At 74.1% G+C, this 13,864-nt stretch carries 14 protein-coding genes; 3 read left to right on the forward strand and 11 right to left on the reverse strand.

The window, feature by feature from the left end:
• Positions 1-44: 44 nt before the first annotated feature.
• From IEZ10_RS18660 to IEZ10_RS18700, 9 genes are all read right to left on the reverse strand, one after another.
• Positions 45-620 (reverse strand): GntR family transcriptional regulator, encoded by a 576-nt coding sequence (locus IEZ10_RS18660; RefSeq protein ID WP_189247792.1) that lies wholly within the window; start codon positions 618-620, stop codon positions 45-47.
• Between the two features lie 191 nt (positions 621-811).
• Complete coding sequence (locus IEZ10_RS18665; protein ID WP_189247793.1) at positions 812-1,456, reverse strand: rhomboid family intramembrane serine protease; 645 nt, start codon at positions 1,454-1,456, stop codon at positions 812-814.
• Positions 1,457-1,702: 246 nt separating this feature from the next.
• Positions 1,703-2,467 (reverse strand): crotonase/enoyl-CoA hydratase family protein, encoded by a 765-nt coding sequence (locus IEZ10_RS18670; RefSeq protein ID WP_189247794.1) that lies wholly within the window; start codon positions 2,465-2,467, stop codon positions 1,703-1,705.
• 9 nt (positions 2,468-2,476) lie between these two features.
• Complete coding sequence (locus tag IEZ10_RS18675) at positions 2,477-3,250, reverse strand: SDR family NAD(P)-dependent oxidoreductase (RefSeq protein ID WP_179819745.1); 774 nt, start codon at positions 3,248-3,250, stop codon at positions 2,477-2,479.
• Positions 3,251-3,287: 37 nt separating this feature from the next.
• Entirely contained in the window at positions 3,288-3,635 is a 348-nt protein-coding gene (locus IEZ10_RS18680) for an STAS domain-containing protein (protein ID WP_189247795.1), read from the reverse strand.
• A gap of 113 nt (positions 3,636-3,748) precedes the next feature.
• Positions 3,749-4,558: an energy-coupling factor ABC transporter ATP-binding protein gene (locus IEZ10_RS18685; protein ID WP_229811400.1), complete on the reverse strand. Its 810-nt coding sequence runs from the start codon at positions 4,556-4,558 to the stop codon at positions 3,749-3,751.
• Positions 4,555-5,319 carry a cobalt ECF transporter T component CbiQ gene (gene cbiQ / locus IEZ10_RS18690; RefSeq protein WP_189247796.1) on the reverse strand — a complete coding sequence of 255 codons (765 nt, stop codon included), beginning with the start codon at positions 5,317-5,319 and terminating at the stop codon, positions 4,555-4,557. The genes IEZ10_RS18685 and cbiQ overlap by 4 nt, the downstream gene beginning before the upstream one ends.
• Positions 5,319-6,362: an energy-coupling factor ABC transporter permease gene (locus tag IEZ10_RS18695; RefSeq protein WP_189247797.1), complete on the reverse strand. Its 1,044-nt coding sequence runs from the start codon at positions 6,360-6,362 to the stop codon at positions 5,319-5,321. Before IEZ10_RS18695 ends, cbiQ begins: the two co-directional genes overlap by 1 nt.
• A 231-nt stretch (positions 6,363-6,593) precedes the next feature.
• Entirely contained in the window at positions 6,594-8,420 is a 1,827-nt protein-coding gene (locus tag IEZ10_RS18700; RefSeq protein ID WP_189247798.1) for a glycosyltransferase family 2 protein, read from the reverse strand.
• A gap of 371 nt (positions 8,421-8,791) precedes the next feature.
• On the opposite strand from IEZ10_RS18700, the gene IEZ10_RS18705 reads away from it, so the two are divergent.
• Together IEZ10_RS18705 and IEZ10_RS18710 are read left to right on the forward strand one after the other, a co-directional pair.
• Positions 8,792-9,460, forward strand: a complete 669-nt coding sequence (locus IEZ10_RS18705; protein WP_189247799.1) for a hypothetical protein — start codon at positions 8,792-8,794, stop codon at positions 9,458-9,460.
• A 198-nt stretch (positions 9,461-9,658) separates the two neighbouring features.
• Entirely contained in the window at positions 9,659-10,399 is a 741-nt protein-coding gene (locus IEZ10_RS18710; protein WP_189247800.1) for a hypothetical protein, read from the forward strand.
• A 15-nt stretch (positions 10,400-10,414) separates the two neighbouring features.
• On the opposite strand, the gene IEZ10_RS18715 is transcribed toward IEZ10_RS18710, so the two are convergent.
• Positions 10,415-10,810 (reverse strand): anti-sigma factor antagonist, encoded by a 396-nt coding sequence (locus tag IEZ10_RS18715; protein WP_189247801.1) that lies wholly within the window; start codon positions 10,808-10,810, stop codon positions 10,415-10,417.
• Between the two features lie 430 nt (positions 10,811-11,240).
• Between IEZ10_RS18715 and IEZ10_RS18720 the strand changes: the two genes are divergently transcribed.
• Entirely contained in the window at positions 11,241-12,512 is a 1,272-nt protein-coding gene (locus IEZ10_RS18720) for a carboxylate-amine ligase (RefSeq protein ID WP_229811401.1), read from the forward strand.
• 142 nt (positions 12,513-12,654) lie between these two features.
• Here IEZ10_RS18720 and IEZ10_RS18725 read toward each other — a convergent pair whose 3' ends face one another.
• The gene (locus IEZ10_RS18725) at positions 12,655-13,821 is read right to left on the reverse strand and encodes an FAD-dependent monooxygenase (protein WP_189247802.1); all 1,167 of its coding nucleotides are present in this window, start codon (positions 13,819-13,821) and stop codon (positions 12,655-12,657) included.
• Positions 13,822-13,864 lie beyond the last annotated feature (43 nt).

Here is a 13,864-nt window from a genome sequence, read left to right on the forward strand (position 1 = left end):
GCCGCACCGCCCGCCAGGCCCGGACGCCGCGCCGCCCGCCAGGCTCAGAACTCGTCGGCGCCGGTGACCTGGGCGATGGGGAAGACGTGGCGCGAGGCCGCGCAGACCGTCTCCAGGACATGCACCGGCGTGCCGTCGTCGCCATAGCCGGCGCGCACGATCTGCACCACCCACTCCCCCGGGTCGAGCCGGAGCGTGGCGGCCTCGGAGGCGGTGGCCGGGCGGGCGACGAGATGCTCCTCGGCGTGGCCGAAGCGGTGCCCGAGCGCCTCGATCCCGGCCTGCAGGGTCGGCGTGACGAAGCCGGGCGCGCAGATCGGGGTGCCGCCGAAGACGTCGAGGCGGAAGAAGCTCGTGGCGATCCGCACCGGCACGTCGTCGGCCAGCAGCAGCTTGCGGCGCGCCAGGACCTCCGTACCGGGCTCGACGCGCAGGGCCTCGGCGATGTGCCCGGCGGCCGGCTCCGGGCCGACGTGGAGCATCTGGCGGCCCGGACGGATGCCCTGGGCGCCCGCCTCGGTCATGAAGAGCGACGCCGAGCCGCGTACCGCCGGCTCGGTGGGCAGCGTGCGCCTCACCAGCACGCGGGGCGCCGGGCGGCCTCCTCCGGGGGCGTCCATGGCGCGATCGTCAGGTGTGGTGTCGTCCACGGATGTTCCGCTCCCCCGGGCCGGTGCTCGTCCGGACCACTCTAGCCAGGGGGCGGATCCGGCCCGGCGCCCGCCGTACGGTCCGGCCCGCCGTACGGTCCCGGCTCCCGTGCCGCGTCCGGCGGCCCGGGAGCCCGAGGCGTCTTCAGTAGGCGGTGTCCTCAGTAGGCGGGCAGGGCGCGGCGCCTGCGGCGCAGGACCCACGCCGCCACGATCCCGCCGATCAGCCCGAACAGGTGCCCCTGCCAGGAGATGCCGACCTGGCCGGGCAGCACGCCCCAGATGATCGAGTAGTACGCCACCGCCACGCCGATGCCGATCACGATGTCCAGGGCGCGGCGGTCGAACAGGCCCCGGGCCAGGACGAAGCCGAAGTAGCCGAACACCAGCCCGCTCGCGCCGACCGTGACGTACGTCGGCGGGCTGGTGAACCACACGCCCAGGCCGCTGACCACGATGATGATCAGGCTGGCGGCCAGGAAGCGGCCGATGCCGCGCAGCGCGGCGAGGAAGCCGAGGACCAGCAGCGGCAGCGAGTTGGCCATCAGGTGGCCGAAGCCCGCGTGCAGGAACGGGGCCAGGAGGATGCCCGGCAGCCCCTCCGGGTCCCAGGAGCGGATGCCGTAGGCGTCGAAGTCGGCGGGCATCACGTAGTCGGCGATCTCGCTCACCCACATGACCGCGACGAGGAGGATGTTGACCACCGCCGCGCCCGCCGCGCCCGCGGCCAGGTCGCCGGCCCTGCGGCGGAACCGGGCGGCGGAGGACGGGCCGGTCGGGTACATCCCGGTCGGGTGGTCGTTCATGCACTCTCCTGGCCGTCGGAGCCTCGCGTGGACATCACGTGCCCCCGCCCGGCTTGTCCACACCTTCACGGTATGCACTTCACGACGGAAACGCGCTCATTGCCCGGACCCGTTTCCCACCGGCGGGCGTGGCCGGCGGTAAACGGGTCCGGGATGACCGGGAGACGGCCCCGGGACGCCCCGCGAACGGGCCCGGGACGCCCCGGAGACGGACCCGGGACGCCCGGAGGCATGCGGCGCGGAGTGCTACTCGCCCCGCCACCGGGGGGCGCGCTTCTCGGCGAAGGCCGCCGCGCCCTCCATGGCGTCCTTGGAGCCGAACACCGGGTTGATGATCTCCTGCTGCCGCTCGAACATCTCCTCGGCGCTCCAGTCGGCCGACTCGACGATCACCCGCTTGGTCGCGGCCAGCGCCAGCGGGGCGTTCGCCGCGATCCGCCGGGCCAGCTCGACCGCCCTGGCCAGCGCCTCGCCCGCGGGCGTGACGTGGTTGACCAGGCCGGCCTCCCGCAGCCGGGAGGCCGGGAAGTGGTCACCGGTGAGGGCGATCTCCATCGCGAGGTGGTACGGGATCCGCCGGGGCAGCCGCATGACCCCTCCGGCCCCGGCGACCAGGCCGCGCCTGGGCTCCGGCAGCCCGAACTTCGCCTCCTCGGAGGCGATGACGATGTCGCAGGCCAGCGCCAGCTCGAACCCGCCGGCCAGGGCGTAGCCCTCGACCGCGGCGATGATCGGCTTCTTCGGGGGCGCCTCCACGAGACCGCCGAACCCCCGGCCCGCCACGACCGGGACGTCACCGGTCAGGAAGCCCTTGAGGTCCATGCCGGCGCAGAACGTGCCGCCGGCGCCGGTGAGGACGTAGGCGGCGACGTCCTTGCGTTCCTCCAGCTCGTCCAGGGCCGCGGCGATGCCCCGGGCCACGGCGCCGTTGACGGCGTTCCTGGCCTGGGGGCGGTTGATCGTGATGACGGCGACGCCGTCCTCGACGTCGACCAGAACCTCGTCAGACACCGGTCACTCCTACTTGGGCTGGAAGCGGATACCGCCGTCGAAGCGGATGACCTCGGCGTTCATGTAGTCGTTCTCGATCAGCGCGCGCACCAGGTGGGCGAACTCCGCGGGCCGGCCCATGCGCTTGGGGAAGACCACCGGCGCCACCAGCTTGGCCTTGAACTCCTCGGCGTTGCCCGAGAAGCCGTAGATGGGGGTGTCGATGATGCCGGGGCAGATCGTGTTGACGCGGACGCCGATGGCGGCCAGGTCGCGCGCGGCCGGGACCGTCATGCCGACGATGCCGCCCTTGGACGCCGAGTAGGCCACCTGGCCGGTCTGGCCCTCCAGCGCCGCCACCGAGGCGGTGTTGACGACCACGCCGCGCTGGCCGTCCTCGTCGGCGGGCTCCGTCTTGGCGATGGCCGCCGCGCCGATGCGCATGAGGTTGAAGGTGCCGATCAGGTTGACGTCGATGACCTTGCGGTAGGAGGCCAGGTCGTGCGGGGAGCCGTCGCGGTTGACCGTACGGGTGGCCCAGCCGATGCCGGCGCTGTTCACCACGACGCGCAACGGCTTGCCCGTCGCCACGGCGGCGTCCACGGCGGCCTGCACCTGCTCCTCGTCGGACACGTCGGTCTTGACGAACACGCCGCCGAGCTCGTCGGCGATGGCCTTGCCGCGCTCCTCGTTGAGGTCGGCGATGACGACGGTGGCGCCGTGCGCGGCGAGCTCGCGGGCCGTGGCCTCACCGAGACCGCTGGCGCCGCCCGAGATGATTGCTGCTGCTCCGTTCAGGTCCATGAGCGGACTTTAACGCGCGGACCGAATGAAGTTCTACTCAGGGTGGCCAAATCTCTCCTACGGCGTCGGCCACGTCGGGGTAGACCTTGATGCGCCGGTCGAGGCCGGTGGTGCGCAGGATCCGGGCCACCGGGGTCTGCGGCGCGGCCAGGCGGACACCGCCGCTCTGGGCGGTGGCCAGCCGCCACGCCTCGATCAGCACGGACAGGCCGCTGGAGTCCATGAACGACAGGTCGGCGAGGTCGAGGACGAGCCGGGGGCCGTCGAGCTTGATGGCGTCGCGGATCTCGTCCCGCAGGAAGGGAGCGGTGAACAGGTCGAGTTCTCCCTCGACTGCCACCACCACGGCGTCACCAACGGCGCGGCGAGCCAACCGCAGCTTCATAACTCCTCCTCCGGGACCCATGAGGCAGCCCCACTTTACTTCGGCATCACCGCCCGTGAGGTCCCGCGACCGTGCGGATCATCCCGCCGGATCAGGAGTTTTCCCTACAACCGTCACATATCACCGGCGCCTCCCGCGCCCACCCGTCCCGCGCCCGCGCCGCCCGGAATCGCGAAGCCGTACGGCAACTCCAGGCGGTGGGCGGCGAGCAGCTCCGGGTCGGCGAGGATCTCCCGCGTCGGCCCGTCGGCGACGATCACGCCCCCGGAGAGGATGAGCGAGCGCTCGCACAGCTCCAGCGCGTACGGCAGGTCGTGCGTGACCATCAGCACGGTCACGTCCAGGCCCCGCAGGATCTCGGCCAGCTCGCGGCGGGAGGCCGGGTCGAGGTTCGACGACGGCTCGTCCAGCACCAGGATCTCCGGTTCCATGGCCAGCACGGTCGCCACCGCGACCCGGCGGCGCTGGCCGAAGGACAGGTGGTGCGGCGGCCGGTCGGCGGCCTGCAGCATGCCCACGCGCTCCAGCGCGGTGACGACCCGTCGCTCCAGCTCGGCGCCCCGGACGCCCATGTTGGCCGGGCCGAACGCGACGTCCTCGCGGACGGTGGGCATGAAGAGCTGGTCGTCGGGGTCCTGGAAGACCAGCCCGACCCGCCTGCGGATCTCCATGAGCGAGTCCCTGCCCACCGGCAGCCCGGCCACGGTCACCGTGCCGTGACCGGCGGTCAGGATGCCGTTGAGGTGCATCACCAGCGTGGTCTTGCCCGCGCCGTTCGGGCCGAGCAGCGCCACCCGCTCCCCCCGCTCCAGGCGGAGGTCCACTCCGAACAGGGCCTGCGTGCCGTCCGGATAGGCGTACGCCAGCCGGCTCACCTCCAGCGACGGCACCGTGCCCGTGCCGGTGCCCGTCTCAGCGCTCAAGCCAACCCCCAGACTCCCAGCAGCGCCGCGAGCGCCACGCCAGGCAACATACCGGCGGTCAGCCACTGCCGTGACGACGCGGACTCATCGGCGAGCACCGGCATCGACCCGGTGTAGCCGCGGCTGAGCATCGCGAGGTGCACCCGCTCGCCCCGCTCGTAGGACCGGATGAACAGCGCGCCCGCCGACCTGGCGATCACCGGGATGTGCCGGACGTCCCGCGCGGCGAAACCCCGGGACTCCCTGGCCACCCGCATGCGCCGCATCTCGGCGAGGATCACGTCCAGGTAGCGGAGCATGAACATGGCGATCTGCACCAGCAGCGACGGCAGCCTGAGCCGCTGCGCGCCCAGCAGGATCATCCGGGGGTCGGTGGTGGCGGCGAGCAGGACGCTCGCCAGCACCCCCAGGGTGGCCTTGACCAGGATGTTCCACGCCGCCCACAGGCCGGCCACGCTGAGCGACAGCCCCAGGAACGGCGTCCGCTCGCCGGACCCGACGAACGGCAGGGCCACGGCGAACAGCACGAACGGCACCTCGACCGCCATCCGCCGCAGCAGGAAGCCCGGCGGGACCCGCGCGATCACCGCCACCGCGGCCAGCAGCGCGCCGTAGCCGGCGAACAGACCGAACCACTCGCGCGGGGTGGCGACCACCACCAGCGCGAAGCACACCACCGCCGCCAGCTTGCACTGCGGCGGCAGGCGGTGGACGAGTGAGTCTCCCGGCAGATGGAGGCGGTGGTGGTGCCCGGCGCCCATCAGGCCGCGACCCCCTCCCGCGTACGGCGCCGCACCGCGGCGAACAGCCCGCCGCCGACCGCCAGCGTCACCCCGGCGCCGATCAGGCCCGCCACCCCGACCGGGAGGCCGCCCTGCTCGCCGTAGTCGGCCAGCGGCTGGTCGCCCAGCGCGTGGTCGGTGGCGCGGTCGGCGAAGCCCTTGTCCTCGGCGACCCGCTCCAGGCCGTCGGGCGAGGCGGAGGCGTAGAAGCTGACCCCTCCGGCCAGCACCGCGGTCAGCGCGATGGCGGCCGGGGCGAACCAGCCGAGACGGCGGCGCGAAGTCGCCTGGGCGGGGACGCTCACCGCGTCCCCGGCGTCCTCGGCGTCCCCGGCCTCACTCTCCTGGCCGCCGGGGCCGCGCAGGACCAGCGGGGCGGCCAGGCCGCGCGCGCCGTACACCAGGTCGGGGCGGACGGCCAGGACGGTGCTGACGGTGACCGCGGTGATCAGGCCCTCGCCGATGCCGATGAGCGTGTGCACGCCGCCCATGGCCGCGGCGACCGTGCCGACCGCGACGGGCGCGGTGCCGCCGAGCCAGAACAGCAGGGTGAACCCCAGCGCCGTGGCGGGCACCGAGATCAGCGCGGCGGCGAAGGAGGCGGCGACGACGGCCCCGCGGCCGCGCGCGCTCCGGGTGACGAGCCGGAAGACGGCCCAGGCAACGAGGACCGAGACGATGCCCATGAGCGTGATGTTGACGCCCAGCGCGGTCAGGCCGCCGTCGGCGAAGAAGAAGCCCTGCACCAGGAGCACCACGGCTATGCACAACACCGCCGTGTACGGTCCCACGAGGATCGCGGCGAGCGCGCCGCCGAGGAGGTGACCGCTGGTGCCCGCCGCCACCGGGAAGTTCAGCATCTGGACCGCGAAGACGAAGGCGGCGACCAGGCCCGCCATCGGGGCCGTCCGGTCGTCGAGCTCGCGGCGGGCGCCGCGCAGCGCCACCGCCACGCCCGCAGCGGCGACGACCCCGGCCGACAGTGAGACGGCCGGGGTGAAGAATCCATCGGGTACGTGCACGGGGAACCTCCCAAATGCGGCATCGCTCCCATACTTTAGGCCATCGACTTGTAGTTGCAATGAAGTGGCATTAACGGAGCGACCTCCGGACGGACCTCCCCGGGACCGGGTGCCACCCACCACCCTCACCGGAGCACCCACCGGACGGATCCCCGGGCCGGAGGCCACCCGCCGCGCTCACCGGAGCACCCACCGGACGGGCCTCCCGGAAGCCCGGGCCGCCCGCCGCGCTCAGTGCAGCAGTCTCCGGACGAACGCCCCGGGGGTGAGGGTCCGCACCGCCGTGCTCAGCCGCCCCTTGCCCGCCGTGGCGTAGGGGCGCACGTTCCGCCGGACCAGGCCGCGCCACCAGGTGCGCGGCGGCACGATCGCCTCCGCCGGCGCCTCGATCCGGAAGAGCGCGGGCGGACCGCCGAGATCGAGCTCCAGGTAGGCGTCCCAGGTGCCGGGCCCGAGCCGGTTCGCCGCCTGCCGGACCGCGAACGCGCCGCCCTCCCCGGCGACGACCGGCTCGCGGCGCTCCCGCCCCGAGCACCGCTCCCGCCAGACCAGATGCCGTACGGCGCGCGCCGCCGGCCGGGCCGCGCCCACGGTGACCTCCCCGTCGATCGCCAGCCGGTGGCCGAACATCCAGCGGGTCCGCGTCAGGCGCACGTTGCCCGGGACGCTGACCACGTGGCCGCCGACGTCGACGCTGAGGTTGCCGTGCGGCCGGGTGAAGTACGGCAACGCCACGACGCCGCCCGCCACCCGGGGCACCGGCGGGACGACCCGCCCGTCGCGGTCGGCGCCGAGCCGGGCCAGCCGGGCGACCCCCTCGCACTCGATCCGCACGTGGACGTCCCAGACGCCGGAGGACAACGCCGCGACGTCGACCGCTCCGGTGAAGCCCTCGGGCCCGCCGTCGACCGGGACCACGACGTCGCGGGGCCGCTCCGGGCCCTCGTGACGCCGCCGCAGGACCAGCACGAGACCGCCCACATCCGGCTCCGGGCCGTCGCCCCCGACCGGCGCGCTGAGCGCGACCCGGCCGGAGACGGCCAGCCGTCCCTCGGCGTCCCAGCACAGGCCGGTGAGCTCGCGGCGGACCACGGCCGACTCGACGTGCGCCAGCCGGACGAGGCGGTCGATGTCCCGGAGCGCGGCGAGCCGGCTGCGGTCGATGGCCCGCAGCCGGTCGCGGACCCCGTCGGTCAGCCAGCGGTCGCACAGGTCGGCCACCTCGGCGGCGATCTCCTCCCGCTGGCCGGGACCCGCCTCCAGGAACGGCCTGCCCAGGCTGCCGAAGGCGTCCATCCGGAAGTGCCGCCGCAGCAGGTGGTCGCGGAGCGCCCCGGGCCGCACGTGGGAGGTCATCACCTCGATCGGCTTCCTGATCATCCGCAGCCAGGCGACCGGGTCGCGGCTGCCCGGCCGCTGCATGATGCTGCTGCCGTCGGGCCGGTCGACCAGGTGGTAACAGTCGTAGTCGGCGACCACCGAGATAACCTCGGCGTGGCAGTAGGCGTGGGTGGTGAAGACCACGTCCTCGCCCACCAGCAGGCTCTCGTCGAAGCGGATCGCGTGGCGCTCCAGCATCTCCCGGCGGAACAGCTTGAAGCAGCTCAGGCTGTTGTAGACCGCGCTGTCACCGAGCGGCACCCGGTCGGCGTTCTCGTGGAACATCGAGACCGGCGCCCGGCGGCCGTGCCCGACGATCTTCCCGAGGACGATGTCGGAGCCGTTGCGGTCGGCCATGGCGAGCATCCGCTCCAGCGCCTCGGGGCCGAGATGGTCGTCGGCGTCGCAGAAGAACACGTATCTGCCGCGGGCGTGGGCGAGCCCGACGTTGCGGGGGCGGCCCGCGCCGCCGGAGGGCCCCTGCCGGAAGACCCGCACCACGCCGGGATGACAGGCGGCGTAGAGGTCGAGCAGGTCGGCGCCGCCGTCGGTGGAGCCGTCGTCCACCACGACGATCTCCCGGGAGACCCGCTGGACCAGGATGGACGTCAGGCACCGGTCGAGGTAGGGGCGGCAGTTGTGGACCGGCACGACGACGCTGACGTCGATGTCGCGCAACACGTCCACCCGGGGCGGAGCCCCCGCGCGGGCCGCCCCCCTGCGCCCGGCCCCTCCGGAGGTGCCCGCACCCGCCGCCTCCCCGCCATGGCCGGTCCGGACTCGCTGAAGGATCGTCCCCGTCACCGCCGCGCCCCTCGTCGGTTACTTTCCGTTTTCTTGGCGATACAGTATGTGCCGTGAAGCCCCCCGCGCGCGGCGGATCCGCGGTGTTGGTCCGCCGGTCTTCCGGCCTCCGCGCCGCCGAGGGGTGAGGAACGCCCGTTTCGTACGACTTGTCGCCGGAACGGTCCCCGGCGACGAGACGACATGGAACTACCGTGATCACGGCGTGAGTTTGTTTTGCCGCCCCACCAGCCAATGTCCACGGCATGAACGTGACACCGAACATCCACGGCATGACCGGAACGCACGTCCACGGCACGACCCCGGAACCGGGCGGCGACCGCCGTCCGGAGGACCGCCCCGCCGTCTCCGCCCGCGCCCTCGTCCTGGCGGCCTGCGCGATGTCGCCCGCCCTCTGCCTCCCCGTCCCCGCCTCGGCCGCCTCGGCCGCCGCGCCGGCCGTCGTCCCGGCGGCCGTCACGGTCCCGGCCGCCGGGCCTGAGACGCCCGCCGACGAGACCGCGCCCCTGCGCTTCCGGCTGCGGTCGACGGCGAGTTCCAGCCAGATCAACGGCGGGGCGCGGGAGTTCATCATCAGGGTGGACGTGCAGAACCTCAACAAGGGACCCGTGACCCTCGTCGGGATCGGCCGCAACGGCCCGGGGCTGCGGCTGATGTCCGCGGACGACAGCCCCCAGACGCTCAGACCCAGGGAGCGGGTGAGTTACGAGCTGCGCTACCGGGTGACCGACTGCGACGCCGTGCCGCGGAAGGACTGGCCCATCCCGGTCCGTGTCCGGCAGGGCGCGGGCCAGCGGGTCGTCGAGGTCCCGCTGGCCGGGTTCGACCCGGACGCCATGGAGGGCGGTGAGGAGTCGTCGGCGACCGTCCCGTGGCAGGCGGCCATGGCGGGGGAGGTGTGCCGGATCTTCTGACGGCCCCCCGGCCGGGTAAAACGTTCCGCGGTTCGGCGCCGAACCGCGTCCCCGGCCGGGCGGCCCGGAGTACCTTCGGGATGCTCCGGGCCTTCCCCGGAGGCGGCGGCCGTACGGCCAGGCGGCCCCGTTCCGCGTCCCCTCCCGCCAGGGCGGAGAGGCCCCGCGTGGAGGCAGTGGAGGCAAGTGAGGCAAGTGATGACAGTCATCGCGGCGGTACTGCTCGCGACCGGCCTTGTGGTCTCCGGCTGCGAGGCCGGGAACGCGGGGGTGCCGGGAGACCTCGGCGGGCCCGCCGTGCCGCCCGGCGGTCCCGCGGGTCCCGAGCGGCACGAGACCGTCTCCTACGACGTCGCCGACCCGCTGACCGGCCTGCGGGTCGCGACCGGCGGGACCATCGAGGTGACGGAGACGTCCCGGTCCGGCGCCCACGTCACCGAGAGCCTCCGGTGGACGGACCGCAGGCCGGTCACCCGGCACCCCGTGCTGGACGGCACGCTGACGCTCGACCACACGTGCCCGCCGGTGTCCGACGGGATCGGCCGGACGTGCGTCGTGGACTACCGGGTGGAGATCCCGCGCGGCCTGCGGGTCAGGGCCGACAGCGGGGCCGGGCCGATCGGGCTGCACGGCCTGTCGGGCCCGGTGGAGGCGAGTTCGGGGGCGGGCGACGTCGTGGCCGACGGCCTGACGGGCCGGCAGGTGGCCGCCGCGACCGGTGCCGGCGCCGTACGGCTGGGGTTCGCCGGCCCGCCCGACGCGGTGGACGTGCGGACCGGCACCGGCGACGGCGTGGTACGGCTGCCGCCCGGGACCTACCGGGTCGTCACCGGCACCGCCACGGGGCTCACCCGGGTCGCCGTCGCCGACGACCCCGCCTCGCCGCGGCTGGTCCGGGTCCTCAGCGGCACGGGGAACATCGACGTCTCCCCGGCGTGAACCGGGGACCCGGCGTCACGGGCGGCGCTTCAGCCTTCTGGGAGCGGTGACCGCGCGGAGGGCGTCGTCGCAGGTGGGGTGGATGTCGAAGACGTTGTGCAGCCCCGTGGCCCACAGCAGCCGCTCCAGGCTCCCGTGGACGCCGCTGAGCGCCAGCCGCAGGCCCTCGGCCTCGCTGCGGTGCAGCGCCAGGACCAGCTCGCTCATCCCCACCGAGTCGCAGAAGGAGACCTCGGCCAGGTCCACGACCAGCGCCGGGGCGGCGGGCCGCTCCGTGGCCTGCCGCAGCCGCTCACGCAGCACCGGCGCGGAGCCCAGGTCGAGTTCCCCGTGGGCGCGGAGGACGACCGCTCCGTCATGCGGCTGGGACGAGATGGTGAGCGCCGTGGCGCTTTGCGGCTGGGACACCATGATCATTTCCTCATATCCGTATTCCGTGATCCGCGACAGGTGATGGACGCGTCCGGCGCCGGACGCGGTGGAACACGGGGATGTCACCCTCATGACCGGCCGGACCGCTGGACGAACGCCGAAAAAAACGGTGTTATCCGCTCGTGGACCCCCTCACCCGCACGCGATGGCCAGCCGTCGCCGGCGACCGGTCCCGCTCCACACCGGATCCCGCCGGAATGGAGGCAACCACGCCTCCCTACCCGATCACCGCCCTGTCACACCGGCTCCGTGAGACGCCAGCCTTTCAGTCGTCACCCAATGACATTCCCAAAACCGGGAGAAAGACCCCGAAAATGGTCATAAATCCTGTTTTGGGAATGAATGTCCGGGCAGGCGTGTCTCGCCTGGCGCCTCCCGGCCCGGCCCGAGGAAGGAGCGCCGATCCGTCGTGCCCTACCGCCATGACCCGCCCCAGGAAGCCCCGTTCACGGCCGCGCGGGAGCCGGGCACGCCGACGGCCACCGTCCCCCGGGAGGCCGCCGTCTCCGAGCTCACCCTGGGCATGGAGGAAGAACTCCTGCTGATCGATCCGCGGACCGGCCTGGCGCTGCCCCTGGCGGCGGAGGTGCTCGGCCGCGTGGCCGGCCCGGCCCGCGGCCGCATCGTGCCGGAGCTGACCAGGATGCAGATCGAGATCAACAGCGGCGTCCACACCGGGCTGCGCGACCTCGCGGACGACCTGCTGCGGCTGCGCGGCGCCGCGGCCGAGGCCGCCACCGCGTCCGGGGCCGCGCCGGCCGCGTGCGGCACGTGCCTGACCGGGGACGGCGGCATGCCGCCGCTGACGGACTCCTCCCGCTACCACCGCATCCACGGGCACTACCGGGCGCTGCTGCGGGGCCAGGTGGTGTGCGGCTGCCACGTGCACGTCGGGGTCCCCGACCGGGAGGAGGCCGTCCAGGTGATGAACCACGTGCGGCCCTGGCTGCCGACCCTCCTCGCCCTGTCCGGCAACTCCCCCGTCTGCGACGGCGCCGACACCGGGTACGCGAGCTGGCGGGCGATGCTGTGGTCACGGTGGCCGAGCGTCGGGCCGCCGCCCGTCTTCGAGTCCGCCGCGCACTACGACGCCCTCGTCGAGACCCTGCGCGCCGGCGGGACGATCCTGGACCACGGGATGGTCCACTGGCTGATCAGGCCCTCCCACCACCTGCCGACCCTGGAGTTCCGCACCGCCGACACCTGCGCCACCGTGGAGGAGGCGACGGTGCTGGCCGGGCTGATCCGCGGGCTGGTCGCCGTCCTCCTCGCCGACGTGCGGCGCGGCGTCCCGCCGCCCCCGGTCGACCAGACGCTGCTGCTCGCCGCGTACTGGCGGGCGGCCCGCGACGGCATCGAGGGCGACGGGGTGGAACTCCCCTCCGGCCGCCGGGTGCCGGCCTGGGAACTGGCCGACCGGCTGCTGGACCGCGCCCGCCCCGGCCTGGAGGAGAGCGGCGACCTCGGCCTGGTGACGGCCGGGCTGGACCGGATCCGGCGCCTCGGCTCCGGCGCGGCCCGCCAGCGCGCCGCCTACCACCGCCGCCGGCGGGTGACGGACGTGACCGAACTGGTCGTCCGGCAGACCCTGGCCGTCCCCGGCTTCCTCGCCGGCCGTCCCCCGCGGCCGCGCCTGGCCGCCGACCGCCCCTCCGCCTCCCCCGGCCCCCTCCGCTCCTGACGGCGTCCCCCGTTCCCGACCGCGTTCTCCGCTCCCGGTGGCGGCCACCGTTCCGGCGGCGGTCCCGGCGGTCCCGGCGGGCGCGGGGGCGCGGGGGCGCGGGGGCGCGGGGGCGCGGGGGCGCGGGGGCGCGGTCCCGGTGTCACCTCGCGGCGGAGGCCGCGACGAGCGACGGATAGTCCTTCAGCTCGATGTCCGTGGCGAACCGGTCGGTCAGCTTCACCATGAGCGCGAACATGAGCCGGCGCCGGAACATCCAGTTCCGCATCCTGATCCTCCCGCGGGTCGACGGGGCGAGGAAGGCGCCGGCGTCGCCCTTCCGGGTCACCTTGGCGTAGCCGCGGAGCAGCTCCTCGTACCCGCGGAACCCCGCCCGGTGGTCGCCGCCGGCCAGCGCCAGCTCCCCGGCCAGCACGTACGCGCCCACGACGGCCAGGCCGGTGCCGAAGCCACCGAGGGTGTTGCCGTAGGCGGCGTCGCCGAGCAGCACCACCCGCCCACTGGCGTACCGGTCGATGTGGACCCGGCTGATCGAGTCGAGGTAGAGCTCGCGGGCGTGCGGCAGACGGGCGAGGATCTCGGGCACCCGCCAGCCCGCGTCCCGGTAGGCGTCGGCCAGGATCCGCTTCTGCGCCGCGACGTCGTAGCGGTCGTAGTCGAGCCGCGGGGAGGCGAAGACGAAGAAGGCGGGCGACTTGGGGCCGCCGAGCGAGGCCATCCGGCCGGGCTCGTTGTACATCCCGGTGCCGAGGTCGGCGCCGAGGTCGGCCAGCGCGTAGTGGTACCCGAGGAAGCGCACGTACTCGGACTCGGGGCCGAAGGCCAGCCGCCGCACGTTGGAGTGGATGCCGTCCGCGCCGACCACCAGGTCGAAGGTGCGCGGCGCTCCGCGCTCGAAGGTGGCGTGCACGCCTTCCGCCGTCTCGGTGAGCGAGGTGATCGAGTCGCCGAAGACGTACTCGCAGCGGCCCGCCGTCCTCTCGTACAGCAGGGCCGACAGGTCGCCGCGCAGGATCTCGACGTCGCCGCCGGTGAACTCGCCCGGCAGGACCGCCAGCCGCCGGCCCGCGGCGTCGACGATGTCCTGGTCCGTCCCGCCGGTCTGGTGGCGCCGCACCTCCTCCAGGATGCCCATCCGCCTCAGCACGGAGAGCTGGCTCTCGCCCTTGAAGTCGACGGCCTGGCCGCCGGGGCGCAGCGAGGGCGCCCGCTCGACGACGGTGACGGCGCAGCCGTAGCGGGTCAGCCAGTAGGCGAGCGCGGGACCGGCGATGCTCGCGCCGGAGATGAGGACCGTGGTGTTCTTCATGCTCCGACCTTCGCCGGGGGCGCTGACAGCCCGCCGACCACCG

It is taken from the genome of Streptosporangium pseudovulgare (assembly GCF_014648055.1).
Classification (GTDB): domain Bacteria; phylum Actinomycetota; class Actinomycetes; order Streptosporangiales; family Streptosporangiaceae; genus Streptosporangium; species Streptosporangium pseudovulgare.

Bases quoted from the DNA above. Each gene is read 5' to 3' on its own strand.
- IEZ10_RS18705 (WP_189247799.1), top strand. From the start codon at position 8,792: ATGAACGTGACACCGAACATCCACGGCATGACCGGAACGCACGTCCAC.
- IEZ10_RS18665 (WP_189247793.1), bottom strand. From the start codon at position 1,456: ATGAACGACCACCCGACCGGGATGTACCCGACCGGCCCGTCCTCCGCC.
- cbiQ (WP_189247796.1), bottom strand. From the start codon at position 5,319: ATGGGCGCCGGGCACCACCACCGCCTCCATCTGCCGGGAGACTCACTC.
- IEZ10_RS18725 (WP_189247802.1), bottom strand. From the start codon at position 13,821: ATGAAGAACACCACGGTCCTCATCTCCGGCGCGAGCATCGCCGGTCCC.
- IEZ10_RS18660 (WP_189247792.1), bottom strand. From the start codon at position 620: ATGGACGCCCCCGGAGGAGGCCGCCCGGCGCCCCGCGTGCTGGTGAGG.
- IEZ10_RS18715 (WP_189247801.1), bottom strand. From the start codon at position 10,810: ATGGTGTCCCAGCCGCAAAGCGCCACGGCGCTCACCATCTCGTCCCAG.
- IEZ10_RS18680 (WP_189247795.1), bottom strand. From the start codon at position 3,635: ATGAAGCTGCGGTTGGCTCGCCGCGCCGTTGGTGACGCCGTGGTGGTG.
- IEZ10_RS18710 (WP_189247800.1), top strand. From the start codon at position 9,659: ATGACAGTCATCGCGGCGGTACTGCTCGCGACCGGCCTTGTGGTCTCC.
- IEZ10_RS18675 (WP_179819745.1), bottom strand. From the start codon at position 3,250: ATGGACCTGAACGGAGCAGCAGCAATCATCTCGGGCGGCGCCAGCGGT.